At 70.4% G+C, this 25616-nt stretch carries 28 protein-coding genes; 7 read left to right on the top strand and 21 right to left on the bottom strand.

From position 1 onward, the window contains the following. Positions 1 to 354, top strand: a complete 354-nt coding sequence (locus tag DEJ20_RS02385; RefSeq protein WP_111234777.1) for a DMT family transporter — start codon at positions 1 to 3, stop codon at positions 352 to 354. A 211-nt stretch (positions 355 to 565) separates the two neighbouring features. Here DEJ20_RS02385 and DEJ20_RS02380 read toward each other — a convergent pair whose 3' ends face one another. Continuing rightward, positions 566 to 1705: a CE1758 family FMN-dependent luciferase-like monooxygenase gene (locus DEJ20_RS02380; protein WP_071404914.1), complete on the bottom strand. Its 1140-nt coding sequence runs from the start codon at positions 1703 to 1705 to the stop codon at positions 566 to 568. A gap of 153 nt (positions 1706 to 1858) precedes the next feature. Continuing rightward, complete coding sequence (locus DEJ20_RS02375; RefSeq protein WP_181431483.1) at positions 1859 to 2758, bottom strand: phosphatase PAP2 family protein; 900 nt, start codon at positions 2756 to 2758, stop codon at positions 1859 to 1861. Between the two features lie 238 nt (positions 2759 to 2996). Here DEJ20_RS02375 and DEJ20_RS02370 point away from each other — a divergent pair, with 238 nt between their 5' ends. After that, positions 2997 to 3443, top strand: coding sequence for a DUF4383 domain-containing protein (locus DEJ20_RS02370; protein WP_181431482.1), 447 nt, complete (start codon positions 2997 to 2999; stop codon positions 3441 to 3443). Positions 3444 to 3747: 304 nt separating this feature from the next. On the opposite strand, the gene DEJ20_RS02365 is transcribed toward DEJ20_RS02370, so the two are convergent. From DEJ20_RS02365 to DEJ20_RS02305, 13 genes are all read right to left on the bottom strand, one after another. Next, on the bottom strand, positions 3748 to 5070 hold the full coding sequence (locus DEJ20_RS02365) for an ATP-dependent DNA helicase (RefSeq protein ID WP_111234774.1): 1323 nt from the start codon (positions 5068 to 5070) through the stop codon (positions 3748 to 3750). Next, positions 5067 to 7106, bottom strand: coding sequence for a bifunctional copper resistance protein CopD/cytochrome c oxidase assembly protein (locus tag DEJ20_RS02360; protein ID WP_111234773.1), 2040 nt, complete (start codon positions 7104 to 7106; stop codon positions 5067 to 5069). The genes DEJ20_RS02365 and DEJ20_RS02360 overlap by 4 nt, the downstream gene beginning before the upstream one ends. Before the next feature lie 142 nt (positions 7107 to 7248). Then, positions 7249 to 7536 carry an HU family DNA-binding protein gene (locus tag DEJ20_RS02355; RefSeq protein ID WP_017886454.1) on the bottom strand — a complete coding sequence of 96 codons (288 nt, stop codon included), beginning with the start codon at positions 7534 to 7536 and terminating at the stop codon, positions 7249 to 7251. A 290-nt stretch (positions 7537 to 7826) separates the two neighbouring features. Then, the gene (gene rpsN, locus DEJ20_RS02350; RefSeq protein ID WP_017886455.1) at positions 7827 to 8132 is read right to left on the bottom strand and encodes a 30S ribosomal protein S14; all 306 of its coding nucleotides are present in this window, start codon (positions 8130 to 8132) and stop codon (positions 7827 to 7829) included. A gap of 2 nt (positions 8133 to 8134) precedes the next feature. After that, a complete protein-coding gene (gene rpmG, locus DEJ20_RS02345; RefSeq protein WP_017886456.1) occupies positions 8135 to 8305 on the bottom strand; it encodes a 50S ribosomal protein L33 in 171 nt (56 codons plus the stop codon). Continuing rightward, on the bottom strand, positions 8305 to 8541 hold the full coding sequence (gene rpmB / locus DEJ20_RS02340) for a 50S ribosomal protein L28 (RefSeq protein WP_027464952.1): 237 nt from the start codon (positions 8539 to 8541) through the stop codon (positions 8305 to 8307). The genes rpmG and rpmB overlap by 1 nt, the downstream gene beginning before the upstream one ends. A 300-nt stretch (positions 8542 to 8841) precedes the next feature. Continuing rightward, positions 8842 to 10329, bottom strand: a complete 1488-nt coding sequence (locus tag DEJ20_RS02335) for a lipase maturation factor family protein (protein ID WP_111234772.1) — start codon at positions 10327 to 10329, stop codon at positions 8842 to 8844. A gap of 108 nt (positions 10330 to 10437) precedes the next feature. After that, complete coding sequence (locus DEJ20_RS02330; RefSeq protein WP_111123543.1) at positions 10438 to 11133, bottom strand: alpha/beta fold hydrolase; 696 nt, start codon at positions 11131 to 11133, stop codon at positions 10438 to 10440. Between the two features lie 10 nt (positions 11134 to 11143). Continuing rightward, positions 11144 to 11569, bottom strand: a complete 426-nt coding sequence (locus tag DEJ20_RS02325; protein WP_111234771.1) for a Fur family transcriptional regulator — start codon at positions 11567 to 11569, stop codon at positions 11144 to 11146. Beyond that, the gene (locus DEJ20_RS02320) at positions 11566 to 12504 is read right to left on the bottom strand and encodes a metal ABC transporter permease (protein ID WP_111234770.1); all 939 of its coding nucleotides are present in this window, start codon (positions 12502 to 12504) and stop codon (positions 11566 to 11568) included. Before DEJ20_RS02320 ends, DEJ20_RS02325 begins: the two co-directional genes overlap by 4 nt. Next, positions 12504 to 13349 (bottom strand): metal ABC transporter ATP-binding protein, encoded by an 846-nt coding sequence (locus tag DEJ20_RS02315; RefSeq protein WP_051596603.1) that lies wholly within the window; start codon positions 13347 to 13349, stop codon positions 12504 to 12506. Before DEJ20_RS02315 ends, DEJ20_RS02320 begins: the two co-directional genes overlap by 1 nt. A gap of 47 nt (positions 13350 to 13396) precedes the next feature. After that, positions 13397 to 14308: a metal ABC transporter solute-binding protein, Zn/Mn family gene (locus DEJ20_RS02310; protein ID WP_111234769.1), complete on the bottom strand. Its 912-nt coding sequence runs from the start codon at positions 14306 to 14308 to the stop codon at positions 13397 to 13399. Positions 14309 to 14435: 127 nt separating this feature from the next. Further along, the gene (locus DEJ20_RS02305) at positions 14436 to 15704 is read right to left on the bottom strand and encodes a PTS transporter subunit EIIC (protein WP_111234768.1); all 1269 of its coding nucleotides are present in this window, start codon (positions 15702 to 15704) and stop codon (positions 14436 to 14438) included. A gap of 178 nt (positions 15705 to 15882) precedes the next feature. On the opposite strand from DEJ20_RS02305, the gene DEJ20_RS02300 reads away from it, so the two are divergent. Then, complete coding sequence (locus tag DEJ20_RS02300; protein ID WP_017886464.1) at positions 15883 to 16119, top strand: PTS sugar transporter subunit IIB; 237 nt, start codon at positions 15883 to 15885, stop codon at positions 16117 to 16119. Next, complete coding sequence (locus DEJ20_RS02295; RefSeq protein ID WP_111234767.1) at positions 16116 to 16568, top strand: PTS sugar transporter subunit IIA; 453 nt, start codon at positions 16116 to 16118, stop codon at positions 16566 to 16568. Before DEJ20_RS02300 ends, DEJ20_RS02295 begins: the two co-directional genes overlap by 4 nt. 78 nt (positions 16569 to 16646) lie before the next feature. Here the strand turns inward: DEJ20_RS02295 and DEJ20_RS02290 are convergent, their stop codons facing one another. The 6 genes from DEJ20_RS02290 to DEJ20_RS02265 all read right to left on the bottom strand — a co-directional run bounded on the left by DEJ20_RS02290 (position 16647) and on the right by DEJ20_RS02265 (position 23104). Next, positions 16647 to 17381: a GntR family transcriptional regulator gene (locus tag DEJ20_RS02290; protein ID WP_111234766.1), complete on the bottom strand. Its 735-nt coding sequence runs from the start codon at positions 17379 to 17381 to the stop codon at positions 16647 to 16649. Between the two features lie 126 nt (positions 17382 to 17507). Continuing rightward, the gene (locus tag DEJ20_RS02285; protein ID WP_111030920.1) at positions 17508 to 18089 is read right to left on the bottom strand and encodes a GNAT family N-acetyltransferase; all 582 of its coding nucleotides are present in this window, start codon (positions 18087 to 18089) and stop codon (positions 17508 to 17510) included. A gap of 89 nt (positions 18090 to 18178) precedes the next feature. Further along, positions 18179 to 19777 carry a dihydrolipoamide acetyltransferase family protein gene (locus DEJ20_RS02280; RefSeq protein ID WP_111234765.1) on the bottom strand — a complete coding sequence of 533 codons (1599 nt, stop codon included), beginning with the start codon at positions 19775 to 19777 and terminating at the stop codon, positions 18179 to 18181. 41 nt (positions 19778 to 19818) lie between these two features. Further along, entirely contained in the window at positions 19819 to 20778 is a 960-nt protein-coding gene (locus DEJ20_RS02275; RefSeq protein ID WP_071404980.1) for an alpha-ketoacid dehydrogenase subunit beta, read from the bottom strand. A gap of 86 nt (positions 20779 to 20864) precedes the next feature. Further along, positions 20865 to 22001 (bottom strand): thiamine pyrophosphate-dependent dehydrogenase E1 component subunit alpha, encoded by a 1137-nt coding sequence (locus tag DEJ20_RS02270; RefSeq protein WP_071404900.1) that lies wholly within the window; start codon positions 21999 to 22001, stop codon positions 20865 to 20867. Between the two features lie 23 nt (positions 22002 to 22024). After that, complete coding sequence (locus DEJ20_RS02265) at positions 22025 to 23104, bottom strand: histidinol-phosphate transaminase (protein ID WP_111234989.1); 1080 nt, start codon at positions 23102 to 23104, stop codon at positions 22025 to 22027. Positions 23105 to 23165: 61 nt separating this feature from the next. Between DEJ20_RS02265 and DEJ20_RS02260 the strand changes: the two genes are divergently transcribed. From DEJ20_RS02260 to purB, 3 genes are read left to right on the top strand one after another with little or no spacing between them, the layout of a single operon-like run. Then, on the top strand, positions 23166 to 23564 hold the full coding sequence (locus DEJ20_RS02260; RefSeq protein WP_111234764.1) for a phage holin family protein: 399 nt from the start codon (positions 23166 to 23168) through the stop codon (positions 23562 to 23564). Between the two features lie 47 nt (positions 23565 to 23611). Beyond that, positions 23612 to 24124, top strand: a complete 513-nt coding sequence (locus tag DEJ20_RS02255) for a low molecular weight protein-tyrosine-phosphatase (RefSeq protein WP_017886476.1) — start codon at positions 23612 to 23614, stop codon at positions 24122 to 24124. Further along, a complete protein-coding gene (purB, locus tag DEJ20_RS02250; protein WP_111123552.1) occupies positions 24121 to 25506 on the top strand; it encodes an adenylosuccinate lyase in 1386 nt (461 codons plus the stop codon). The genes DEJ20_RS02255 and purB overlap by 4 nt, the downstream gene beginning before the upstream one ends. Positions 25507 to 25616: the final 110 nt, after the last annotated feature.

Here is a 25616-nt window from a genome sequence, read left to right as displayed (position 1 = left end):
GTGGCCTGGATCGTCCTGTTCGTCAGCGCCGCGCTCGAGACCGTCTGGGCGACCGCCCTCGGCGAGAGCGACGGCTTCACCGAGCTCCGACCGACGATCGTGTTCGCCGTCACGATCGTGATCAGCCTGGTCGCGTTCGGCTACGTCCTCAAGCACATCCCGATCAGCACGGCGTACGCGGTGTGGACCGGCACCGGTGCCGCCCTCACCGTGCTGTGGGGCATGGCGACCGGCGCGGAGCCCGTCACCGTCCTGCGCCTGCTGTTCATCGCCGGCATCGTCGGGTGCGTCGTCGGCCTCAAGCTCGTGCCGGCCCGCCCCGCCGCGGAGCCCGCCGCCCAGCCCACGCGCTGAGCGACAGCTCACGCACCAGCGATCCCGTGAGGTGTCGCTGACCCCGTGAGGCGAGTGCGGTCCGCGGACGCGCGCCGAGACGGACGGGAGGCCCGGTGCCAGCTGGCACCCGGCCTCCCGTCCGCCTGTGGGTCACGCCCACCACGCATGGTGAGCAGCAATGGTCGGGTCACCTCGCGGGACCCGACCGTTCCTGCTCACGAAGCGAGCGTCAGACGGACGCGCCCGTCCACTCGTCCTCGGCGGCGACGTGGTCGCTGCCGACCGTGCCGGCCGCCATCGCGGCAGCGGCACGTGCCGCGTGCGACGGCGGGTCCGACGGGACGTCGGCGGGGCGGCCCTCGTCGTTCAGCTTGCGCAGCTCGGGCACGATGTCCGTCGCCAGGATGTCGATCTGCTCGAGCACCGTCTTGAGCGGCAGACCGGCGTGGTCGATCAGGAACAGCTGGCGCTGGTAGTGGCCGACGTGGTCCTTCATCGCGGCGTACCGGTCGATGACCTGCTGCGGCGAGCCGACGGTGAGCGGGGTCTGGGCGGTGAAGTCCTCCATCGAGGGGCCGTGGCCGTAGACCGGGGCGTTGTCGAAGTAGGGCCGGAACTCGTTGATCGCGTCCTGCGAGTTCTTCCGCGCGAAGAACTGCCCACCGAGCCCGACGATCGCCTGGTCGGCGCGGCCGTGCCCGTAGTGCTCGAAGCGCTGGCGGTACAGGCCGACCATCTGCTCGGTGTGCTGGATCGGCCAGAAGATGTTGTTGTGGAAGAAGCCGTCACCGTAGTAGGCGGCCTGCTCGGCGATCTCCGGCGTGCGGATCGAGCCGTGCCAGACGAACGGCGGGACCCCGTCGAGCGGACGCGGGGTCGAGGTGAAGCCCTGCAGCGGCGTGCGGAACTTGCCCTGCCAGTTGACGACGTCGTTCTCCCACAGCTGGCGCACGAGCGCGTAGTTCTCGATCGCCAGGTTGACGCCCTGGCGGATGTCCTGCCCGAACCACGGGTAGACGGGGCCGGTGTTGCCGCGGCCCATCATCAGGTCCATGCGGCCGTCGGACACGACCTGGAGCATCGCGTACTCCTCGGCGATGCGCACCGGGTCGTTCGTGGTGATCAGGGTCGTCGACGTGGACAGCGTGATGTCCTTCGTCTTCGCCGCCAGGTAGGCGAGCAACGTCGTCGGTGACGAGGCCACGAACGGCGGGTTGTGGTGCTCACCGGTCGCGAAGACGTCGAGCCCGGCCTGGTCGGCGTGCTCGGCGATCGTCAGGATGTCGCGGACGCGCCGGGTGTCGTCCGGCGTTGTGCCGGTCGTGGGGTCGGTCGTGACGTCACTGACCGTGAAGATGCCGAACTGCATGATGCGCCGCCTTTCGCGATATCGATGCGTTTGCATCGACTTGCTCGGTACAACGTAGCGCACGGCGTGGCATTCCCGCCAGGCTCACGCCCGTCGGTCGACCGGGCGGTCAGCCCTGTCGGGCGGCCGGGAGGCCCGGCTCGGCCTCCCGGTTCAGCCGGCAGCGGGCAGCGTGGCCGGGTCGGTGCGCGCGGCGTGGTGCATCCCGTCGAGGAACCACACGATTGTCACGACCGCGAGGACGCTCGCACTGGACGCCGACCGCCCCGCCACCAGGATCGCGGCGCGGTCGTACGCGCCGTCGCCGGTCAGGCCGACCACGAGCGCCGCGACACCGATCACCAGCGTGAGCCCGGTCGCGACGAGGAGCACGACGCTCACCACCCGCCGCGGCCCCCGCCGACCGTCACGGTCACCCCGGAGCCCGCGGTCGACCCGGGGTCCGACCGCGCGGACGATCCCGAGCCAGAACATCGCGATGGCGCAGGCGCCGATGATGTCGCTGACCCGGTGCCAGCCGTAGACCACGGTCTGGTTCGCCACGAAGACCGCGTACCCGGCGCCGACGATGGTCACCAGCGGTCGGAACCGACGAGGCGTGACCATCAGGACCGCGAACAGCGCCGCCAGCGCGATCGTCGCGTGCCCGGACGGGAACGAGTTCGGCGTCGTCGACTGAGCGATCTCAGGGCGCACGGCGATACGCTTGACGAGCGTCGAGGTGGCCGCCGACGCGAGCACCACGACCCCCGCGCCGAGTCCCACCGAGAGCCGCCGTCTGGCGAACGCCACGGCGACGATCACGACGACGAGCAACAGGATCACCGGCACCGAGATGACGTTGAGCGCAGTGTCCGAACTGAACAGGTCGGACTCCCGGACCCCGCCGAGCGCGGCGTCCTCCGCTTTCTGACCGACCGGGGTCAGCACCGCGACCCCGTAGACGAGAGGCACGATCACGAACCCCAGAGCCGCCAGCGCAGCCCACCGCACCCGCCGCGAGACCCACGGTCCGCGCGACTCGGATGCACTGCGCTCGGGTGTCAAGGTCACCGGGCTGGTCCTCCTCGGAGTGGTCGTCGTCGGGCTCGTCGCACTGGCGGCGGCGCTGCGATTGGGTCGGTCGGGGTCCGACACGATACCGTTGGAGCACCGGCCGGAGGCTGGGAACCGCACCCCCGTCGGCCGTGCACTGCGCGCTGACACGAGGGGATCGGTGATCCCCGCCGGGCCGTCGCACCACGCGGGACCGACGCACGTCGCGTCGGCAGTGTACGAGGAGGAAACCGAAGTGGCCATCAAGGAACCGGGCATCATCGCCTCGCCGAACCGGGGTCTCGCACTCACGGCCGGCAGCGTCCTCGCACTCTGGGGCGTCCTGGGCTTCTTCTTCGCCGCCGACGGCGACCCGGGCTTCTTCAACCGCCAGGGCGGCATGCTGTGGAACGCGTTCGGCGTGAACCCGGCGCTCTGCCTGGTGTGGGTGCTGCTCGCCGCGGTGCTGCTCATCACCGGCCTCGGCAACACCGTCGGATCGCGCAACGGCAACCTGCTCGTCGGCGTCCTGCTCGTCCTCTTCGCGGTGTACGGCTTCGTCTTCGTCGACACCTCGGCCAACGTCTTCGCGCTGAACACCACGGACAACGTGTTCCATGCCATCGTCGGTGTGCTCCTGCTCCTCACCGCGATCGGTGCCGACAAGGAGAACCTCCGCGCACTGCGAGCGGCGCGCGCCTGACGCACCCGCTCGACCGCACTCCCGACGCCCGTCTGCCGCTCCGGCAGGCGGGCGTCGTCGCGTGCGCGGGGGCGGGGCGTTTCGGCGGGGTGGTCCGGCGGGGGTGTCGTGCGGTCACGACTCCCCGCTCACGTGCGTCGGCCGGTCACGAACTGTCGGATCCGGAGTGTCCAGGCGACAACGAATGACCACTCGGCGCAGGACCGACGGGGAGTCGTGACCGCTCGGCGGTGTGTGTCCGGGCATGCAGGCGCGCGTGCCGGCGGCGTGTGGCCGAAGCGGACCCACGGGTCAGTCGGACGCGTCAGTCGGCGTCGGAGTCGGCGTCGGGCTGCTTCTTCGGGGCCTCGAGCTCGGTGGCGACGATTCGGGGCGCCTCGGACATGAAGCGCCGGACGTCCAGGTCGACGATGATGTCCTGCGGCCGGAGCGGCCGGGTGAGGAACAGCCCCTCGAGCGAGGTCAGCCGCGACAGCGCCACGTACGTCTGGCCCGCGCTGAACACCCGGTTGCCGAGGTCGACGACGGCCCGGTCGTAGGTGCTGCCCTGCGACTTGTGGATGGTCACGGCCCAGGCGAGCCGGAGCGGGAACTGCTGGAACTCCCCGACGGTGTCCTTCTTGAGTTCCTTCTTGTCCGCGTCGTACGAGTACTTGAACTTCTCCCACACCGACGGCTGGACCTCGAACGACTCACCGTCGACGTCGACCCACACGGTGTCGCGGATGGCCGTCACGATGCCCAGGGTGCCGTTCACCCAGCGCTGGTCGGCGTCGTTGCGCAGGAACATCACGTGCGCGCCGGGCTTCAACTCGAGGGCTTCGTCGGCCGGGAAGTTCCGTCCACCGAAGTCGCCGTTCACGTCGGCCTTGGCGGTCTTCACCTTGCCGGGCAGCCGTTCGAGGGCGGCCTTGTTGATCCGGGCGACCGTGTCGTTGCGGGTCGCCAGGGTGATGGCGTCGTCCGGAGCCGGACGTGCCCCGGCGGTGTTGAGCTGCTCGGCGATGTCCGCGGTGACCCGACCGTGCCGGACGGCGGTGAGCATCGCGGCGAAGGCGTCGTCGCGCTGCCGGTGCACCGTGGCGAGCTCGATGATGTTGAGCTCGGCCTCGAGCCACACCTTGGCGTCGAAGAACCACATCGACCGGTAGTGGTCGGTGAAGTAGGCGCGCTCGTCGGCGTCGCCGGGCACCGGGGGCAGCTGGTACGGGTCGCCGAACATCACGACCTGGACGCCGCCGAACGCCTCGAACTGCCGACCGCGGGCCTTACGGAGCGAGCGGTCCATGCCGTCGAGCAGGTCGGCGTTGACCATCGACACCTCGTCGATGACCAGGGTGTCGATCGTGTTGAGGAGCTTGCGGGTGTCCGGGCCCTGCCGCAGCTCGGCGTCGGCGATGAGCCCGATCGGCAGCCGGAACAGGGAGTGGATCGTCTGGCCGCCGACGTTGAGCGCGGCGACCCCCGTCGGGGCGCAGATGACGACCTGCTTCTCGGTGTTCCACGACAGGTGGTTGAGCAGCGTGGACTTGCCCGTGCCGGCCCGGCCGGTGATGAAGACGTGATCACGGGTGTGCTCGATGTACTCGAAGACGGCGCGCTGTTCGTCGCTCAGCTCGATGCTCATCGGGCGTCCGCTCCGGGCGAGGGTTCGAGGTCGTCGCTGCCGTCGTCGAAGTCCAGGTCGTCCTGGTCGGCCCGGGCAGCAGGGGCGGCGGCGGTCGGACCGGCCGCAGCTGCGTCGCCGGCAGCCGCTGCGTCAACGGCGTCGACCGGTTCTCCCCCGTCACGCCGCAGCCGCACGAGCACCACCACGACCACGGTCACCAGGAGCAGCACCCCGGCGACGATCAGCACGAGCCCGGCCCGGGCCTGGTCGACGAGCGGATCCGGCCCCCACGTCCGACCCATCGCGCCGAACCACGATGCCTGCAGCAGCCCGAGCGGCCCGCGCATCGCGACCCCGAGCGAGACCGTGCCCGCGGCGATCACCACCGCCCCGACGATCCGGACGACGGCGGCAGCAGTGGTCGGACGACGGTGCCCGGCGGGGATCGGCGTGCAGAGCGTCGGGACGGCCAACAGCCCGACCAGCAGGAACACGGCGTCGCTGACGGTACGACCGGTGGGGTCGCTCACCGACCACCGGACGGCGTCGGTGGCGAAGAAGGCCCACCACAGGGCCGCCGCGAGCAGGAACGCGGGGAACGGCTGGGCCAGGTACCGCACGGAGGGGTGCTCGACGATGACGTCGGTCCACTCACGCACACCCGTGCTGTCGTCGCTCCGAGGGTGCACGGCGGCGCGGATCAGTGCGACGGGTGCCGCCGCCCACACCAGGGCGGGGACCACGAGGCCGAGCAGCACGTGGGCACCGACGTTCGCCGAGACGAGGAACCGGTCGTACTGGTGCAGTGAGCCCGAGGTCGCGACCACCAGGGACACGACCGCCAGGGCTGCGGCGATCGAGCGTCGCGCCGGCCACCGCACGCCGGTCCGCCGCAGTCGCACGACGCCGGCCACGTACGTCGCGGCGAGCAGCACGGCGGCCATCAGCCAGAACAGGTCGATGTTCCACTGCGTCAGCCAGCCCCACGCACCGGGCGCGTGCGGGAGCAGGTCGTCGGTCAGGAGCTCCGCGGGGCTCGGGTCGGTGGTCTTGCTCAGGGCGATCTGGTCGACCGGGGTGGCGGTCCGGCCGAGGGCCGCGGCGAACCCCGACGCCACACCCATCACCGCGAGCTCGACGACGATGAGGGCCCAGAAGGGCCGCTGCCGATCGGGCGAGGTGGTCAGCGCACGGATGGCCCGACGGCGCTGCACCGCGCCGAGGACCCCGATGGCGACGATCGCACCGATCTTCACCAGGACGAGCGTGCCGTACGGGGTGAACAGGTTCGACAGCGCCCCGACGCGGATCTGCGCCGACGCGGTGCCGGAGACGGCGACGAGCACGAAGCAGCCGAGGGCGATGCTCGAGTACCGGGCCACGACCACGGCCAGCCGGTCGCCGGGCAGCACCCCGCGCAGCAGCACGAGCATGACGAGCCCACCGACCCACAGCGCCGCACCGACCAGGTGCAGCCCCAGTGCGGTCACCGCTGCGTCGTGGCTGGCGGTGCCGGCGGCGTGGCCCTGCTGCGCGAGCGGGATGAGGCCGATCATCGAGACGCCGGCGGTCAGGGCGACCATGCCCCGCGAACGGACGGCGAAGCAGAGCACCGTGACGGCCGCGGCGACGAGGACGGTCACGAGCCAGGCGAGCCCGAGCTCGGTGCCGGTGAGGAAGACCCCCATCGACTGCCCGAACTGCTCGTCGATGCTGATGCGCGAACCGGCGACGCTGAGGAACGTGCAGAACGTGGCGACGGCCGACGCGACCGTCCAGACGCCACTGGCACCGGCCGCGACGTCGATCGCGCGGTTCCACTCGGGGCCGGAGCGCGAGAGGCCGATGGTCGCCAGTGCGAGCCCACCGATCGTGGTGGCCGCGGACAGGTCGACGACGAGCCGGGCGATCGGCAGCCCGAAGCGGACGACGGGCCCCGGGTCGGCGATGAGTGCGGGGTTCGCGCCCCCACCGATGACGAGTGCCGTGAGCAGCGCCACGAACCCGACGAGCAGGAGCACGGCGGGACCGGCGATGCGCGCGATCCGATTCACCCGTCAAGCCTAGGCGGTGCCCACCCGGCCACCGAACGGGCCGGGCCGATCTGTGCAAACCGGCACGGGCCTCCAGGCCAGGATGCCCCGGGAACGACGAAAGGGACGGCCGAAGCCGTCCCTCCCGATGCGCGGAACAGTCTTACTTGACCGCAGCCTTGAGCTTCGAGCCGGCGCTGACCTTGACCGAGTCGCTCGCGGCGATCTCGATGGCGTCACCCGTCTGCGGGTTGCGGCCGGTGCGGGCGGCGCGGTGCGTCTTCTCGAAGGCGATCCAACCGGGGATCGTGACCTTCGTGCCGTCGGCGACGGACGACGAGACGACGCTGAAGAGCGCGTCGACGACGCCGTTGACGGTGGCCTGGCTCTGGCCGGACTCAGCGGCGACGGCAGCGACGAGCTCGGTGCGGTTCAGTGACTTGTCAGCCATGGATGTCCTCCTCGGACTTCTTGCAGTATCGGTCGGACGCACGTGTCGTCCGGCGCCCGGAGCGGTTGCCCCGTGCCACGGTGCCAGTGGGCCGAGGGCCCGGCGGAACCGGAGTTGAACCTACCAGCCGCCGGGGGTGAAAACTGCCGACTCGCCCGGATTTCCGGGGTTGTCGGGGCTCCGAGGGGGTGCTGGAGGGGCAGATGTGACGAATGACGGCTCGCATGTACCCCGCACACAGCGAACGCCCCGCCACCAAGAGGTGACGGGGCGTCGTGTACTGCGAGTGCTTACCAGGAGCTCTTCGTGATGCCGGGGAGCTCACCGCGGTGGGCCATGTCACGGAAACGGACACGGCTGATGCCGAACTCACCGAGGTGGCCACGGGGGCGGCCGTCGATGGCGTCGCGGTTGCGGTAGCGGATGGGCGATGCGTCGCGGGGCAGCTTCTGCAGGCCCACGCGGGCGGCCTCACGCGACTCGTCGGTGCCGTTCGGGTCCACGAGGGCCTTCTTCAGCTCGAGACGACGCTCGGCGTAGCGCGCGATGATGACGGCACGCTGGTTGTTCTTCGCGATCTTGCTCTTCTTCGCCATGCTTAGCGCTCCTCACGGAAGTCGACGTGCTTGCGGATCACTGGGTCGTACTTCTTGAGCACGAGTCGGTCGGGGTTGTTCCGACGGTTCTTCTTGGTCACGTAGGTGAACCCGGTGCCCGCCGTCGAGCGGAGCTTGATGATCGGACGGATGTCCTGACCCTTTTTCGCCATCAGATCTTCTCCCCACGGGCGAGGAGATCCTTGACGACGGACTCGATGCCACGTGCGTCGATCACCTTGATGCCCTTCGCGCTGAGCGTGAGCGTGACGTTACGACGAAGCGAGGGCACGTAGTACGTCTTCTTCTGCACGTTCGGGTCGAAGCGACGCTTCGTCCGGCGGTGCGAGTGCGAGATGTTGTGACCGAAGCCGGGAACGGCGCCGGTCACCTGGCACACTGCTGCCATGGTTTCCTCCTGAGTACCGTGCGACCGGACGGCCGCACCCAAGTTCACTTGCCTGGTGCACACGCGCACTGCCACCGGAGTGACCGTGCGAGGGGGTTGTGTGCACCGCCCAGGTCCGCATCCCCTGTCGAAGGAGAGCCGGACACCGCGCGACCGCGGCGTTCGCGACGGTCGGAGGGCTTGGAACAACGGGTCCGCCGCGCGGACGCGGAGAACCAGGGGTCCACGTTACGCGAGGACCGGGCGTGTCGCAAGCCGCGCCTCCAGGCCTGGAGGCGCGTGGCGGTCGGACCGGACCGCTCACGCACCCGCGTGGTCGCCCCCACCGCCCGCGGCACGACCGCGCGGGAGCCCGACCGGTGCCATGAGCAGGTACCGTTCCCGCCGGATCCAGTACAGGCCCGTCTCCCGCCGCTCCGCCCGGGTGGCGAACCGGTAGTGGAACATCCGTGCGCGGACCCAGCGCGGCGGTTCCCCGTCGAACGGGTCGCGGGCGAGCAGCCGCAGCGTGGGCCGGTCGGCCTCGAGAAGCCGCAGGACGAACACCCGGAACCACCGGTCGTCGGCACCGAGGGCCAGGAACCACATCAGCCAGTCGAGCCGCAGGTGGTACGGCGCGAACTGCCCGGGCCGACGCCTCGGGTCGCCCGGCTTGCCGCGGAACTCGTACGGTTGCCAGTCCTCGTCGGACGGGTCCTCGGCCAGGGTCCCCTCGACGATGACCTCGTCGCGCTGCTGCGTCACGCTGCCGAATGCACCGTAGGCGTTCGCCAGGTGCCACCGGTTGAACGAGGCGTTCATGAGTTGCCGCCGCGACACCAGGTTCTTCGCGGCCGGCCAGGACAGCCAGGCGAGCAGGATCCCGACGGCGATCGTCACCGCGACGAAGGAGACCGGCGTCGCGGTCGGCCCGGCCTCGACGCTGTCGCCCAGCCAGGGCAGCACCGCCGCCACCGACCGGTCGTCGATCGCGGCGAAGGCCAGGACGAGGGTGATCCAGTTCAGCCAGGCGAAGTTGCCGGAGAACACCAGCCAGAGCTGGGTGAGCAGGACGAGGGCGGCGGCGATCGACGCCACGGGCTGCGGCGCGAAGAGGAAGAACGGCACGACCAGCTGCACGAAGTGGCTGCCGAGCGTCTCGAACCGGTGCACGGGGCGGGGCAGCAGGTGGGCCGTCCGCGACACCGGGTTCGGCATCGGCTGCGTCTCGTGGTGGTAGTACAGCGCCGTCAGGTCACGCCAGGAGCGGTCCCCGCGCATCTTGATCATGCCGGCACCGAACTCGAGCCGGAACACCAGCCAGCGCAGCGCGACGAGCACGACGATCGGCGGCGCGACGTCGTCGGAGCCGAGGAACGCGACGGTGAACAGCGCCTCGACCAGCAGGGACTCCCACCCGAAGGCCCAGAAGGTCTGCCCGACGTCGGAGATCGACAGGTACGCCAGCCAGAGCAGCAGGAAGCACAGCATCGGCACCCACCACGGGGCCCGTTGCGGGACGCCGACGACCAGGGCGAAGGACACCACCGCTCCCCCGCCGGCGAGCAGCCGCAACCGTCGGTCGGTGTAGCGCCACCACCGCCAGACCACCGGCAGCCGGCGGGCGTACGGGCGCTCCATGAACCGGGTCACCGGGAGCAGTCCGTGTTCGCCGACGAGCACCGGGAACTGGGCGAGGGCGGACAGGAAGGCGAGGCAGGCGATCGCCGCGACGCCGCGTTGCAGCACGAACCGTGCGACGTCGTAGTCGGACGCGCCGGCCCACTGCGTCCAGGCTGCGAGGTCCACGGGCGGGACGCTACGCGGAGCGGGCTGCGGTCCGTCTCGGCGTCACGCCCGACGCGTCGCCGACGGCGTGCGTCGCCGACGGCGTGCGTCGCCGACGGCGCGCGTCGCCTACGGCGCCTGCGTCGGCTTGGGCGCGAGCGCCTGCACCATCAGCTCCCCGAGCTGCTGCGGTGCCGTGAACATCGGCCAGTGGCCGGTCTCGAGCCCGACGATGGAGAGTTCCTCGGTCGCGACGAGCTCGGCCGCCCAGGCCTGGTGGTCCGCCACCATCGCGAGCAGCTCGGCGGCGGGGATCTCGCAGGTGATGATCGTCGCCGGGATCGTATGGCGTGCGGCGTCGGCGTAGTGGAACCGGTCCGACGGCACCGAGGCCGGCTCGGGGATCGCCCGGTGCTCGACGTCCTGCCGGACCTCGGGCGTCATGCCCCGGACGGTGGCGGGTTCCCAGATGTCCCACGACGGCAGCGGCACGACCCCGTCGACCACGGGCAGCTCGTCGTTGACGCACCCGCCCTCGGGCCCCGGGAACGTGTCGACGTAGAGCAGGTGCGCGACGAGCGATGGACGCTGGTCGGCGGCCATGTACGCGATCGGCCCGGCACCCGAGTGCCCGGCGAGCACGACGGGTTCGTCGGCGGACGCGACGTCGTCCAGGATCGCGACCAACGCGGCGACCTGCTCGTCGAGCGTGTCGCCGTCGCGGGTGACCGCCTGCACCGAGTGCCCGGCTTCGCGGAGCACCGGGGCGACGTCGTCCCACGCGCTCGCGTCGAGCCAGAACCCGGGGACCAGGATGACGTGCATGCGGGGCAGGTTACTCGTCGGTGGCGGCGGTCGCGCGGGCGGCCGTGCAGACGGCGCACTCGCCGAAGATGTCGACGACGTGGCTGGCGTTGGTGAACCCGTTGGCGGCGGCGACGTCCTGCGCCCACTGCTCCACCGGGTCCGCCTCGATCTCGACGGTCCGGCCGCAGTTCCGGCAGATCAGGTGGTGGTGGTGTGTGTCCGTCGTGCACGCCCGGTACAGCGATTCACCGTCCTGCTGCAGCGAGTCGGCGTCGCCCTCGGCCGCCAGGTCGGCGAGCGCCCGGTAGACGGTGGCCAGACCGATGGTCGATCCCTCGTCCCGCAGGTGCTGGTGCAGCGCCTGCGCACTGACGAACCCCTCGGTCGAGTCGAGGGCTCCGCGCACCGCTTCGCGCTGCCACGTGTTCCGCTTGGTCTTCTGCACGGCGTTCATGCTGACACCTCTTCCTTCCGACCGGCTGTCGACGTCGTCCCTGCCTGGAGGCCCGGCTCGACCCCGCCACCCTGGCTCCGGACGGCGACTCGGTTGCGTCCCCGCTTGTCGCGTCGCGACCCGATGATCCGGCATACCACCCAGATCGCGAAGGAGATCGTCGTCACGTACGGGCTGATCGGCAGGCCGCCGCCCAGTGCGAGCAGGATGCCACCGACGACCGACGTCACCGCGAACACCGTCGACAGCACCGGCACGACCACCGGGTGCGAGCTGAGCCGCAGGGCCGCGGCCGCCGGGGTGACGAGCAGGGACAGCACCAGCAACGCACCGACGATCTGCACCGACACCGCGGTGGCCAGCCCGAGCACGAGCATGAACACGATCGCGAGGGTCCGCACCGGGATCCCCGCGGCCGCAGCCACGTCGGGGTCGACGGAGGCGAACATCAGCGGGCGCCAGATGACGAGCAGCGTCGCCACGACGATCGCGGCGACCACGATCAGGAACGTCAGCTGCGGGTTGTCGACCGAGACGATCTGCCCGGTGAGCAACCCGAACTTGTTGGCGGCCCGGCCCTTGTAGAGCGCCAGGCAGAGGATGCCGAGCCCGAGCCCGAACGGCATGAGGACGGCGATGATCGAGTTGCGTTCCCGGGCACGCGACCCGAGGACGCCGATGAGCAGGGCGGCGATGACCGACCCGACGAGTGAGCCGGAGACGACGTTCACCCCGAGCAGCAGCGAGGCACTGGCCCCGGCGAACGAGAGCTCCGAGATGCCGTGCACGGCGAAGGGCATGTTCCGGGCGACGACGAACGGGCCGATGAGCCCGCCGACGATGCCGAGCACCGCGCCGGCCCAGATCGAGTTCTGCACCAGCACGAGGAGCTGGCCGTAGTCCTGGAACGAGAAGACGGTCGACAGCACGTCCATCAGATCCGCCCTTCGTCCGGCTGGTCGGCGTGCGGGTCGACCTCGCCCGGGTGGTGCTCGTGGGCCTCGTTCGCCCCGACGATGACGATGCGTCCCATGGTGCGGACGACGTCGACGGGCGTGCCGTACAGGTCGCTCAGGACGTCGGCGCGCAGGACCTCGTCCGGGGAACCGATCCGGAACCGTCCCCCGGCGATGTACAGCACCCGGTCGACGACGTCGAGGATCGGGTTCACGTCGTGCGTCACGAAGAGCACGGCGGCTTCGCGCTGCCGGCGCTCGCGGTCGATGAGCTCGGTGATCCCGCGCTGGTGCCGCAGGTCGAGCGAGATGAGGGGTTCGTCACACAGCAGCAGGGCGGGGTCAGCGGCGATGGCCTGCCCGACGCGGGTGCGCTGCTGCTCGCCGCCGGAGAGCTCGGCGACGGGGGCGTCCGCGAAGGCGGTGGCGCCGACCTCGTCGAGGACCCGGTCGATGCGCATCCGATCGGCCTTCGACGCACGTCGGATGCCCCACCGGTGCCCGGTCACGCCCTGGGCGATCATGTCCCGCGCGCGCAGGGGCGTCCCCGCCTCCATCAGACGCTGCTGCGGGATGTAGCCGATCTTCCGGTGGCCGCGGTGCACCGGCTGCCCGAGGAACGACATCGTGCCGCTCGTCAGCCGCTGTTGCCCGAGGACGGTACGGAGCAGTGAGGTCTTGCCGGCGCCGTTCGGGCCGAGGACCGCGACGAACTCCCCCGGCGCGAGGTCGAGGTCGAGGCCTGCCCAGAGCTTCCGGGCGCCGTACGACAACCCGGCGTCGCGGAGCGCGAGGACTGGACGAGCCGCAGCCCGGTCGTCCACCGTGGTGGTCGCCGGGCCGTGGGTCGCCGCTGCTGCGGTCGAGGTCGTCACTTCTGGAGCGCTGCCTTCACCGCGTCGATGTTCGCCTGCTGCCACGAGACGTAATCCTGCCCCTTGGGGAGCGTCTCCGTGACACCGACGACGGGGATGTCGTTCTGCTCGGCCGCCTTCTGGACCTGTTCGGTCTCGGGGCTCGACGCCTGGTTGTTGTAGGCGAGCAGCTGCACGCGCTTGCCGGTGAACAGCGCGAGGGTGTCGCGGAGGGCTGCCGGCGGGACGTCGTCGCCTTCCTCGATTGCCTCGGAGAAGTCCGGCGGGGTCTCGTTCTCGAGCCCCATCGCGTCGAACAGGTACCCGGGCACCGGCTCCGTGTACGCCACCTTGTCGCCGGAGTCCTGCTTCTTGACGGCGTCGGTCTGGGACTCGAGGTCCTCGAGCTTGGTGGTGAGCGTGGCGGCGTTCTTCTCGAAGGCGTCCTTGCCGCTCTCGTCGAGCGCGCTGAGGTCCTTCGTGACCGCCTCGACCAGCTTCACCATCGTCGGGTAGCTGTAGAAGACGTGCTCGTTGAACTCGGCGTCCCCGCCCTTGTCGAGCCCCGAGAGCTTCACGACGTTGATCGTGTCGGCCTTGGTGTCCGAGGCGTTCGCGAGCGTCGTCATGAAGTCGTCGTACCCGCCACCGTTCTCGATGAGCAGGTCGGCCTTGGAAACGGAGAGCTGCGTGCGGGCGCTCGACTCGAACGAGTGCGGGTCCTGCGACGGGTCGCTCAGGATGCTCGTCACGGTGACGGCGTCGCCACCGATGGTCTTGACGATCGAGCCGTAGACGTTCGTAGAGGCGACGACGTTGACCGTGCCGTCACCGCTGGCCTCCCCCGAGGCGGACGAGGTGGCGCACCCGGTCAGGGCGAGCGCGGCGGCGCCGGCGACGAGCGGGAGGGCGAGGAGGCGGTTGCGCATGGCACGACGCTAACGCCTACTGATAACGATTGTCAAAACCGCTATGAGGGCTCGCAGCGCGACCGGAAGACGGACGGGAGGCCCGGTGCCAGCTGGCACCGGGCCTCCCGTCCGTCGGAACGCGCGTCTACGGCTTGGTGGCCGCGTCGATCGTGTTCTCGGCGATCGTGTCCTCTTCGCGCCCGGGGGTGCGGAGGTTCCACTTCTTGATCACGAAACTGAACAGGAAGTAGTAGACGACCGCGTAGCCGAGGCCGATCGGGATGAGCCAGATCGCACCGTCCGCCTTGCCGAAGTTCAGGACGTAGTCGATCGCACCGGCCGAGAACGAGAACCCGTCGTGGATCCCGAGGGCGTTCACCAGGGCGAGCGAGGTGCCCGTGAGCACCGCGTGGATCACGTAGAGCGGGAACGCGACGAACATGAACGAGTACTCGAGCGGCTCGGTGATGCCCGTGACGAACGAGGTCAGTGCGGCGGAGATCATGATGCCGCCGACGAGCTTGCGGTTCTGCGGCTTGGCGTTGCGCCAGATCGCCAGGGCACCGGCGGGCAGCGCGAACATCATGATCGGGAAGAAGCCGGTCATGAACGTGCCGGCGGTCGGGTCGCCCGCGAGGAAGCGGTTCACGTCACCGTGCACCGCGATGCCGTCCGCGCCGGTGAAGCTGCCGAGCTGGAACCACGGGAAGAAGTTGAGCAGCTGGTGCAGCCCGATGGGGATGAGCATGCGGTTCGCGAACCCGAAGATGCCGCCACCGATCACGGCGTTGTCGGCGACGGCGGTGCCGGCTGCCGTCAGCGCGATGTCGAAGTAGCGGTAGACGAACGACATCGCGACGGCGATGACGAGACCCGCGGCGGCTGCGAGGATCGGCACCAGTCGGCGGCCGGAGAAGAACCCGAGGAAGTCAGGCATCTTCGTGCGGTGGAACTTCTCCCACAGCACCGCGGACACGAGCCCCATCACGATGCCGCCGAGCACACCGAAGTTGATGGTCGCGGGGTTGCCGGCTGAATCCTTCACCCCGTCGAGCACGATCGGCGACATGGCGGCGAACACCTGGTACATGACCATGTACCCGACGACGGCCGCGAGGGCGGTGGTGCCGTCCGACTTCTTGGCCCAGCCGATCGCGATGCCCACCGCGAACAGCAGCGGCAGCCAGGTGAACACGGCCTGCCCGGCGGCCGCGATGATCGTCGCACCCTGCTCGAAGCCGGGGATCGCACCGAGCATGTCGGACTGGCCGAGGCGGAGCAGGATGCCCGCCGCAGGCATGACCGCGATCGGCAGGAGCAGGCTCCGTCCGAGGCGCTGGGCCTGTGCGAACAGCCGTGACTGCTTCTTCGGCTTCTTCTTCTCCGGCACATCCGTGGCAGTGGTGGCGCTCATCGGAGGTCCTCTCGTCATTGGGTGGAGCTGTCGGGGTGAGTTGAGTCGTGCAGCCAGCGCAGGTAACCTCGGCGGTGTCGCCAGGTCCGGTCCTGTCCGGTCATGACCAGTTCCGTAGTCTGATCCGCGAGCGGTCCGGTGTCAACCTGCGACGCAAACCCTTAACGAGGAGGAAACGATGGCCGACATCAAGGCAGCCGACATCATCGCCGCACTCGGCGGTGCCGAGAACATCGAAGAGGTCGAGGGCTGCATCACGCGCCTCCGCGTCGAGGTCGAGGACGGGGACCTGGTCGACAAGGCCGCCCTGCAGGCAGCCGGGGCCCAGGCCGTCGTCGGTGGCGGCACCGGCTGGCAGGTCATCGTCGGCACGGTCGCCGACAACCTCGCCCAGGACATCCAGGACGAACTGTGACCGTCGTCCGCACCCCGTTCGGCGGCCCGGTCGTCGCCCTCGCCGACGTGCCCGACCCCGTGTTCGCCGGGCAGCTCGTCGGTGCCGGCGTCGCAGTCGACGCGACGGGCGTCGAGGGTGCGGTCACCGCGGTCGCCCCGGTCGACGGCACCATCGTCAAGCTGCACCCGCACGCGTTCGCCCTGCAGGGCGCCGCTGGCACCGACGTCCTGGTGCACGTCGGCATCGACACCGTGAAGCTCTCCGGCGAGGGGTTCGAGCTCCTCGCGACCGAGGGCGACACCGTCACCGCCGGTGACCCCGTCGTCCGGTTCACCCCCTCGGTCATCTCGGCCGCCGGGTACTCGCCGATCTGCCCGGTCGTCGTGCTCGGCTCGACGCCGGACAGCGTCGACCAGGGGACGGTCGGCACCACGGTGCTCGACGGCGACACCCTCTTCGAGGTCTAGGGCCACTTCCCCCTCCGAGAGCGACTGCGTACTGCGGAACACCCGCGGCGCACAGTCGCTTTCGCGTTGCTGGCCGGACTACGCGACCGCGGGGGTCGCGGTGACCTCCATCTGCACGCGGTAGCGGTCCGATCGGTACCAGCTGCGGGTGTGCTCCACGGGTCGTTCCCCCGCGTACGACACCCGGTCGAACTCGAGGACCGGCGCTCCGGTCTTCGTCCCGAGCAACGTCGCGACGTCGTCGGCCGCCGGGTTCGCCGCGACGGTCTGCTGCGCGCGGTCGATCGGGGTGCCGTACTCCGTGGCGATGATCGAGTACACCGACCCGGACAGGTCGTGGTCGAGCAGACCCGGGAACGCGTCGGCCACGAGCCAGGCGTCGTCGATCGACACCGGGGCACCATCGGCCATCCGCAGGCGCTTCACGTGGAAGGCGGGCACGTCCGGGTCGATCCGCAGGGCCGCGGCGGTGTCAGCCGGCGGTACCCGCTCTTCGCGCACGAGCACCACCGTGGTCGGCTCGTGCCCCATCGCCCGCATCTCCTCGGTGAACGAGGCGAGGTGCAGCGTCGACTGCACGGGCCTGTGCGCGACGAAGGTGCCCTTGCCGCGGACGCGCTCCAGGTAGCCCTCGTTGACCAGCTGCCCGAGTGCTTCACGCACGGTGATCCGGGAGACGCCGTACTCGGCGATGAGCTGACGTTCGGACGGGATCGCCATGCCGGGAGCCAGTCGCGTGGTGACGAGGTCGAGCAGGATGCGCCGCAGCTGCTGGTGCTTCGGTTCGGCACCCTCGGTGATGCGGCTCGTCATGCGTCCCTCGTGCTTCGTTGCTGGTCCTGGGCGGTGGTCATGCGCGGACATGACCAGTTCCCATCACAGTAGCGAGTCAGGCCGTGAAGACCAACGTGCGCGGCGGCGAACGAACGGAGCGGGTGTTCAGGCGTTGGCGACGAGCCAGGCGAACTGCTCGTCGGAGAGCAGCCGATCGGTCCAGACCTGCCCCTCGACGCCGGCGGCCGCACGGTTCTGCGCTGCGGGAGCCCCCTGCCACACCAGCGACAGCCCCGCACGACGCAGCACCGCTGCAGAAGCAGGGTTGTTCGTGAGCACGCGGCCGGTCACCGGGACGTCCGGAGCGGTGTCGGCGGCGGCACGCACGGCAGCGAGGGCGATCTCGGACGCGAAGCCCTGCCCCCATGCCGCGGGCGCCAGGCGGTAGCCGAGGTTCCAGACCCCACCGGCGGTCATGTCGACCCCGCCCACACCGACGAAGGCGTGGTCGGAGGCGCTGCGGACCGCCCAGGACCCGAGGCCGTGGCGTGCACGACCGCCGATCTTGCGCTGCACCATGTCCACGCTCGAGCTCCGCGCCACGTGCCGACCCGTGGGCAGGTGCTGCCACGTGCGGGCGTCCGAGAAGAGCGCGTGCACGTCGTCGATGTCGGCCGGGGTCAGCGGGGTGAGCAGGAGGCGATCCGTTCGGATCTCCTGCGAGGGGGTCAGGAGCTGGTGGACCATGCACCGATCATGCCGCCGACCCCCGACATCCGTGTGAACCCCACGCGACGTTTGCGGAAGCCCGCAGATGGTGAGCAGAACGACCGACGCTAGTCGAGCAGGAGCGCGGGCTCCTCGAGCACCGAGGCGACGTCGTGCACGAAGCGGGACGCCACGTCACCGTCGACGACACGGTGGTCGAACGACGCACCGATCGTGGTCACCATGCGCGAGCGGACCTCGCCGTCGACGACCCACGGCTTCGGCTTGATCGTGCCCATGGCGACGATCGCGACCTCGCCGGGGTTGAGGATCGGGGTCCCGGTGTCCATGCCGAACACACCGATGTTCGTGATCGACACCGTGCCGTTCGCCATCTGCTTCGGCGTGGTCTTGCCGTCGCGGGCGGTCAGGGTGAGTTCCTCGAGCGCCTGCGCCAGCTCGAGCAGCGACATGTCCTGCGCGTCCTTGATGTTCGGCACGATGAGCCCGCGTGGGGTCGCCGCGGCGATGCCGAGGTTCACGAAGTGGTGGACGATGATCTCGCGGTCGGTCCAGGTCGAGTTCACCGAGCGGTTCCGGCGGACGGCCCAGATGACGGCCTTCGCGACGATGAGCAGCGGCGAGACCTTGACGCCGGCGAACGTCGGCGAGGCCTTGAGGCGCTTGACGAACTCCATCGTGTGGGTCGCGTCGACGTCGACGAACAGCGACACGTGCGGTGCCGTGAACGCGGACGTGGTCATCGCGGTGGCGATGGCCTTGCGGACGCCCTTGACCGGGATCGTCTCGCTGCGGACCTCGCCCCACTCGGGCGTCTCGATGTTCCGGAAGACGCTGGCCTGCTTCGCGTGGCGGATGACGTCGTCGCGGGTGACCTCGCCGGCCAGACCGGTCGCGACGATCTCGGTCAGTTCGACGCCGAGGTCCTTCGCGAGCTTCCGGATCGGCGGCTTCGCCAGCACGTTGGTCGCGGTGCTCTGCTTGTGCGCGGAGCCCGTGCCGAGGGCGCTGATCGCCTCGGCGGTGCTCTCCTCGCCCGGGTCGACGGAGGCTTCGGCCGCCGCAGCGGTGTCCACACTGGAGGCGCGGCTCGCCTCGGCCGCGAGCGCTGCGGCCCGGCGGGCGCCCGGCTTGCGACGGGAGGGCGACGAGGTCGCCGAGCCGTAGCCGACGAGGACGGCACCGGAGGACTCGTCGGTGCCGTGGACGGTCGCGTCGACGGCGACCGGCTGCACCGGTGCCGCCGGTGCGGGGGCAGGGGCAGGTGCTGCCGGTGCGGGGGCAGCGGCGCGTGCCGGCACCGCCGCGGGAGCGGGAGGGGTCTGCGCGACCGGAGCCGACGGGGCGGCAGGGGCCGGCGGGGTGGACGCGACCACGGGCGAGACCGGGGCGGTCTGGGCGACGGGCGCCGCGCCTCCCGACTGTTCCGCAGGCGGCGTGAGGGCCGCACCGGAGGCGACCGACGCGTCCGAGTCGACGCGGATGATCGGCTTGCCGACCTCGACCGTATCCCCCTCGGAAACGAGCAGGCCCGTGACGGTGCCGGCGAACGGCGACGGCAGCTCGACGAGCGACTTCGCGGTCTCGATCTCGACGAGCACCTGGTCGACGGCGATCTCGTCCCCGATCGCGACGCGCCACTGCACGATCTCGGCCTCGGTGAGACCTTCACCCACGTCGGGCAGGGGGAATTCGGCGGCGGCCACTACGGCTCCTTCGCGGATCTGGTCGTGCTCGGTCGGACGGGTCAGTAGGCGAGGGCGCGGTCGACGGCCTCGAGGATGCGGTCGGCATCCGGCAGGTGCAGGTGCTCGAGCTTCGACACCGGGAACGGCACGTCGAAGCCGGAGACCCGCAGCGGCGGTGCCTGCATCGTGTAGAACGCCCGCTCGGCGACGGTCGCGGCGATCTCGCTGCCGACGCTGACGAAGCCCGAGGCCTCTTGTGCGATGACCAGGCGACCGGTCTTGCGGACGGAGGCGAGCAGCGGCTCCCAGTCGATCGGCGAGATCGAGCGGAGGTCGATGACCTCGCAGCTGGTGCCCTCGGCCTCGGCGATGTCCGCCGCCTGCATCAGGGTGGCGACCATGGCGCCGTGCCCGACGAGCGTGACCTCGGTGCCGGTGCGGGCGACGCGGGTGGTGTGCATCGGGACGTGGCCGTCGACGAGGTCCACCTGGCCCTTGGGCCAGTAGCGGGACTTCGGCTCGAGGAAGATCACCGGGTCCTTCGACGCGATGGCCTCCTGGATCATCCAGTAGGCGTCGTTCGGGGTGCTCGGGCTCACGACCCGCAGGCCCGGGGTGTGCGCGAAGTACGCCTCGGGGGACTCCTGGTGGTGCTCCACGGCGCCGATGTGGCCGCCGTAGGGGATGCGGATGACGACGGGCAGCGACATGTGCGCCGGCAGGCGGTTCGCCATCTTCGCGAGCTGCGAGGTGATCTGGTCGAAGCCGGGCCACACGAAGCCGTCGAACTGGATCTCGACGACCGGGCGGTAGCCGCGCAGGGCGAGGCCGATCGCGGTGCCGATGATGCCGGCCTCGGCGAGCGGGGTGTCCCGCACGCGCTCGGCGCCGAAACGGTCCTGCAGGCCCTCGGTGATGCGGAAGACGCCGCCCAGCTGGCCGATGTCCTCGCCCATCAGCAGGACCTTGTCGTCCGCTTCCATGGCCGCGGCAAGCCCGGCGTTGAGGGCCTTGGCCATCGGCAGGGTCGGCGTGGGGTCGCTCGGGACCTCCCCGGCGCCCGGGTGGGAGCGCAGCGTGTAGTCGAAGAGCTGCTCGGTGGTGCTCATGCGTGGGCGCCCCCTTCGAAGCCGGCCTCGTACTGGGCGAGCCAGGCCTTCTGCTCGGTGATCCGCGGGTGGGGTTCGCGGTACACGTTGTCGAACATGACGTCGACGGACGGTGCGGTCAGGGCGACGGTGCGGCGTCGGACGTCGGCGGCGATGTCCTCGCCCTCTTCGTCGAACGCGGCGAACTGCTCGTCCGTCGCACCCTTCGAGCGCAGGTACGCCTCGGACCGGACGATCGGGTCGCGCAGGACCCACTCCTCGAGCTCGCCGTCGGCGCGGTACCGGCTCGGGTCGTCGGAGCTGGTGTGCGCACCGATGCGGTAGGTGTCGGCCTCGATGAAGGCCGGGCCCTGGCCGCTGCGGGCGTGCTCGGTCGCGACGACCGAAGCCGTGTAGGACGCGAGGATGTCGTTGCCGTCGATCAGGACACTCGGGATCCCGAAGCCGCGCGGGCGGTCGACGAGCGGCGTCGGGGACTGCACCGACACCGGCACCGAGATGGCCCAGTGGTTGTTCTGCAGGAAGAAGACGACCGGCGCCTTGGTCGACGCGGAGAACACGAAGGCCTCGTTCACGTCGCCCTGGCTGGTGGCGCCGTCGCCGAAGTAGACGATCGAGCAGGCGTCGCGGTCCGGGTCGCCCGTGCCGACGTCGCCGTCGAGCTTCTGCCCCAGCGCGTACCCGGTGGCGTGCAGGGTCTGCGAGCCGATCACCAGCGTGGAGATGTGCGTGTTGCCGCGCTGGTCCGGGTCCCACCCGCCGTGGGTCTGCCCGCGGTACATCGCGATGATCTCCATCGGCTCGACGCCGCGGTGCATCGTGACGGCGTGCTCGCGGTAGGACGGGAACACATGGTCCTGGGCGCGCAGGGCGAAGGCCGAGCCGGTCTGTGCCGCCTCTTGCCCGTGGCTGGGCACCCACAGGCCGAGCTGGCCGGTGCGCTGGAGGTTGTGGCCGGCGTGGTCGAACCGACGGGTGAGCACCATGCGGCGGTGCATCGCCAGCAGGGTCTCGTCGGGGATCGCCCGCGCGGCGGCGGCGAACTCGGCGTTCTCGTCGGTCTCCACGAACCGACCCTCGGGGTCGAGGAGCCGGACGGTGGTCGTCGCGGGAGCCGCGGCGCGGAATGACATGCGGGCCAGCGTAGCGCCAGGCACTAGTCGGCCACCTGGAGGTCCCCCACAAGTGAGCGGGCTGTTCGGAGGAGCGTTTCCACAGCTTCGTGCTCGCCGATCGAGATGCGGATGCCCTCTGGCGGGAAGGCCCGGACGATGATGCCGGCGTCCTCGAACGCGGCCGCCGCGGTCGCCGTCCGCTCGCCCGTCGGCAGCCAGAGGAAGTTGCCCTGGGCGTCGGGGACGTCCCAGCCCTGGGCCCGGAGCTCGACGACGATCCGGTCGCGCAGGGTGGCGATCTCGGTCACGCGTCCGAGCAGTTCGGCCTCGCGTTCCAGGCTGGCGAGCGCCGCCGCCTGGCCCTGGGCGGTCACGGACAGCGGGATGGCGCAGGCCCGGACGGCGTCGAGCACGTAGTCCGGACCGAGCGCGTAGCCCACCCGGAGCCCGGCGAGCCCGTACGCCTTCGAGAAGGTACGGAGGACCACGAGGTTGGGGTGCGCGGCGAGCAGCGGGTGGCCGTGCACGGCGGCCTCGTCGGTCACGAACTCGGCGTATGCCTCGTCGAGCACGACCAGCACCGACTGCGGCACCGCGGCCATGAACGCGTCGAACTCCGCGGCGGTCACGATCGGCCCCGTCGGGTTGTTCGGCGAGCAGACGAGCACCATGCGGGTGCGTTCGGTGACGGCCGCGGCCATCGCGTCGAGGTCGTGCCCGCCGTCGGCGCGGTTCGGCACCTGCACGCTCGTGGCGCCGGCGACCGTGACGACCCCGGGGTACGCCTCGAACGAGCGCCACGCGTAGACGATCTCGTCGCCCGGGCCGGAGGTCGCGCGGGCGAGCTCGTGCAGGATCGCGACACTGCCCGGGGCGACGTGCACCTGCTCGGCGGTCAGCCCGAAGCGGTTGGCCAGCACGGCGCGCAGGGCGAGGGCGGTGGCGTCGGGGTAGCGGTTGTACGAGGTCTGCGCCTGCACGGCCTCGACGACCCCGGGGAGCGGCGGGAACGGGTTCTCGTTGCTCGACAGCTTGAAGGCGGAGTCGGCCGCCTGGCGTCCCTGCTTGTACGCGGGGAGGACGGCCACCTCGGGCCGGATGTGCACACGCTGCTCGCTCACCCGCACAGGCTACCGGCACGCACACGGCACCCACGAGGGGAAGCGAGGGCATCATGGGCACATGCGATTCCTCGTCCGCCTCGTCGTCAACGCCCTCGCGCTCTGGCTCACCACGCTCATCGTCAGCGGCGTCTCCGTGACGCCGTTCGGCGACGGCGGCACCACCGCGACCGTGCTCACCTTCCTGCTCGTGGCGTTCGTGTTCGGTCTCGTGAACGCGGTGATCGGCACGCTGATCCGGATCGTGGCGTTCCCGATCTACATCCTCACGCTCGGGCTCATCTCGTTCGTCGTGAACGCGATCCTGCTGCTCATCGTCGCGGGCATCTCGGACGCGTTCGGCTTCGGGCTCGAGGTCGACTCCTTCGGCTGGGGCATCGTCGGTGCCTTCGTGCTCGCGGTCTTCGCCTGGCTGATCGGGCTCTTCGCCCGCCCGGTGCTCAACCGCCAGCGGGCGTGACCCCGGCGGGCCTCGCGGAGGACCCCGCCCTGCGTCATGATGTGCTCATGACCCAGGACGTCGACGCCCCGTTCCGCGTCTCGTTCGTCTGCAGCGGCAACATCTGCCGCTCCCCCATGGCCGGTGTCGTCTTCGCGCAGATCGCCGCGGACGCCGGTCTCGCCGACCGGTTCCAGGTGGAGTCGGCCGGTACCGGTGACTGGCACGTCGGCGAACCCGCCGACGAGCGCACGATCGCAGCGCTGGCGGCGCGCGGATACGATGGCAGCAGGCATCGCGCCCGTCAGTTCGACCCGGACCGGTTCCCGGACCTCGACCTGGTGGTCGCACTCGACCGCTCCCACGAGCGCATCCTGCGTTCGTGGGCCCCGACCATGGACGACTCCGCCAAGGTGACGCTCCTGTTGCGGTACGACGCCGCCTGGCCCCAGCAGGCCGACGTGCCGGACCCGTACTACGCGGACCGGCACGAGTTCGACCGAGTGCTCTCGACCGTCGAACGGGCCTGCCGGGCACTCTTCCACCAGCTCGAGCCGGCAGTCCGTCAGGGAGCCCCATGACCCCCCTTCCCCCGCAGCCGATCAGCCCGCTCGACGGGCGCTACTACCCGATCGTGCACACGGTGGGCGAGCACCTCTCCGAGGCCGGCCTCAACCGCGCGCGCATCGTGGTCGAGGTCGAGTGGCTCATCTTCCTGACCGACCACGCGATGTTCACCACCTCGCCGCTCAGCGTCGACGACAAGGCAGCACTGCGCGCGATCGCCTCGACCTTCGGCCAGGACCAGATCGCGGAGCTCGCCGAGATCGAGGCGACGACGCGTCACGACGTCAAGGCCGTCGAGTACTTCGTGCGCCGCCGCCTGTCCGAGCTCGGACTCGACGCGATCGCCGAACTCACCCACTTCGCCGCCACCAGCGAGGACGTCAACAACCTGTCCTACGCCCTCACCGTGCGGGACACCGTCGACCAGGTCTGGCTCCCCGGCTTCCGTGCCGTGCTCGAGAAGCTCCGGACGCTCGCCGTCGAGCTGAAGAGCGTGCCGATGCTCTCGCACACCCACGGTCAGCCGGCCACCCCGACGACGCTCGGCAAGGAGCTCGCGGTCGTCGTCTACCGGCTCGAGCGCGTGCTCGCCCAGATCGAGGGCGGCGAGTACCTCGGCAAGTTCTCCGGCGCGACCGGCACCTTCTCGGCGCACCTCGCCGCCGACCCCGAGGCCGACTGGCCCGCGCTGTCCCGCGAGTTCGTCGAGGGCCTCGGCCTGACGTGGAACCCGCTCACCACGCAGATCGAGTCGCACGACTGGCAGGCCGAGCTCTACGACCGGGTGCGTCACGCGAACCGGATCCTGCACAACCTGGCCACCGACGTGTGGACCTACATCTCGATGGGGTACTTCACGCAGATCCCCGTCGCGGGTGCCACCGGGTCGTCGACGATGCCGCACAAGATCAACCCGATCAAGTTCGAGAACGCCGAGGCGAACCTCGAGATCTCGTCGGCGCTCTTCTCGACGCTGTCCGAGACCCTCGTGACCAGCCGACTACAGCGCGACCTGACCGACTCCACCACGCAGCGGAACATCGGCGTCGCGTTCGGGCACTCGCTGCTCGCGCTCGACAACCTGCGCCGCGGACTGGGCGAGATCGCCGTGAACGAGGCCAAGCTCGCCGACGACCTCGACCACAACTGGGAGGTCCTCGCCGAGGCGATCCAGACGGTCATCCGCGCCGAGGTCACGGCCGGGCAGTCGAACATCGAGGACCCCTACGCGATGCTCAAGGAGCTCACGCGCGGCAAGCGAGTGAGTCAGCAGGACCTCATCGTCTTCGTGAACCGTCTCGACATCTCCGACGGCGCGAAGGCCCGGCTGACCAACCTGACGCCGGCGACCTACACGGGCCTGGCGGACGAGCTGGTCGACCACCTCGACGTCTGAGCACGACGGACCGGCGGCCGGACGGTCGTCGGTCCGTCATCGGATCCGCGTCCGGGGGGGGGGTGCGAAATCCTGAGCGGTTCGATAGGTTCATATCGCTGAGTACATCT

It is taken from the genome of Curtobacterium sp. MCSS17_005, from assembly GCF_003234225.2.
Classification (GTDB): domain Bacteria; phylum Actinomycetota; class Actinomycetes; order Actinomycetales; family Microbacteriaceae; genus Curtobacterium; species Curtobacterium flaccumfaciens.
This window is presented reverse-complemented; position numbering and strand designations above follow the sequence as displayed.

Bases quoted from the DNA above. Each gene is read 5' to 3' on its own strand.
- DEJ20_RS02380 (WP_071404914.1), bottom strand. From the start codon at position 1,705: ATGCAGTTCGGCATCTTCACGGTCAGTGACGTCACGACCGACCCCACG.
- DEJ20_RS02365 (WP_111234774.1), bottom strand. From the start codon at position 5,070: ATGAGCATCGAGCTGAGCGACGAACAGCGCGCCGTCTTCGAGTACATC.
- DEJ20_RS02355 (WP_017886454.1), bottom strand. From the start codon at position 7,536: ATGGCTGACAAGTCACTGAACCGCACCGAGCTCGTCGCTGCCGTCGCC.
- rpsN (WP_017886455.1), bottom strand. From the start codon at position 8,132: ATGGCGAAGAAGAGCAAGATCGCGAAGAACAACCAGCGTGCCGTCATC.
- rpmG (WP_017886456.1), bottom strand. From the start codon at position 8,305: ATGGCGAAAAAGGGTCAGGACATCCGTCCGATCATCAAGCTCCGCTCG.
- rpmB (WP_027464952.1), bottom strand. From the start codon at position 8,541: ATGGCAGCAGTGTGCCAGGTGACCGGCGCCGTTCCCGGCTTCGGTCAC.
- DEJ20_RS02330 (WP_111123543.1), bottom strand. From the start codon at position 11,133: ATGCACGTCATCCTGGTCCCCGGGTTCTGGCTCGACGCGAGCGCGTGG.
- DEJ20_RS02325 (WP_111234771.1), bottom strand. From the start codon at position 11,569: ATGAACGCCGTGCAGAAGACCAAGCGGAACACGTGGCAGCGCGAAGCG.
- DEJ20_RS02320 (WP_111234770.1), bottom strand. From the start codon at position 12,504: ATGGACGTGCTGTCGACCGTCTTCTCGTTCCAGGACTACGGCCAGCTC.
- DEJ20_RS02310 (WP_111234769.1), bottom strand. From the start codon at position 14,308: ATGCGCAACCGCCTCCTCGCCCTCCCGCTCGTCGCCGGCGCCGCCGCG.
- DEJ20_RS02305 (WP_111234768.1), bottom strand. From the start codon at position 15,704: ATGAGCGCCACCACTGCCACGGATGTGCCGGAGAAGAAGAAGCCGAAG.
- DEJ20_RS02300 (WP_017886464.1), top strand. From the start codon at position 15,883: ATGGCCGACATCAAGGCAGCCGACATCATCGCCGCACTCGGCGGTGCC.
- DEJ20_RS02290 (WP_111234766.1), bottom strand. From the start codon at position 17,381: ATGACGAGCCGCATCACCGAGGGTGCCGAACCGAAGCACCAGCAGCTG.
- DEJ20_RS02285 (WP_111030920.1), bottom strand. From the start codon at position 18,089: ATGGTCCACCAGCTCCTGACCCCCTCGCAGGAGATCCGAACGGATCGC.
- DEJ20_RS02275 (WP_071404980.1), bottom strand. From the start codon at position 20,778: ATGGCCAAGGCCCTCAACGCCGGGCTTGCCGCGGCCATGGAAGCGGAC.
- DEJ20_RS02270 (WP_071404900.1), bottom strand. From the start codon at position 22,001: ATGTCATTCCGCGCCGCGGCTCCCGCGACGACCACCGTCCGGCTCCTC.
- DEJ20_RS02260 (WP_111234764.1), top strand. From the start codon at position 23,166: ATGCGATTCCTCGTCCGCCTCGTCGTCAACGCCCTCGCGCTCTGGCTC.
- DEJ20_RS02255 (WP_017886476.1), top strand. From the start codon at position 23,612: ATGACCCAGGACGTCGACGCCCCGTTCCGCGTCTCGTTCGTCTGCAGC.
- purB (WP_111123552.1), top strand. From the start codon at position 24,121: ATGACCCCCCTTCCCCCGCAGCCGATCAGCCCGCTCGACGGGCGCTAC.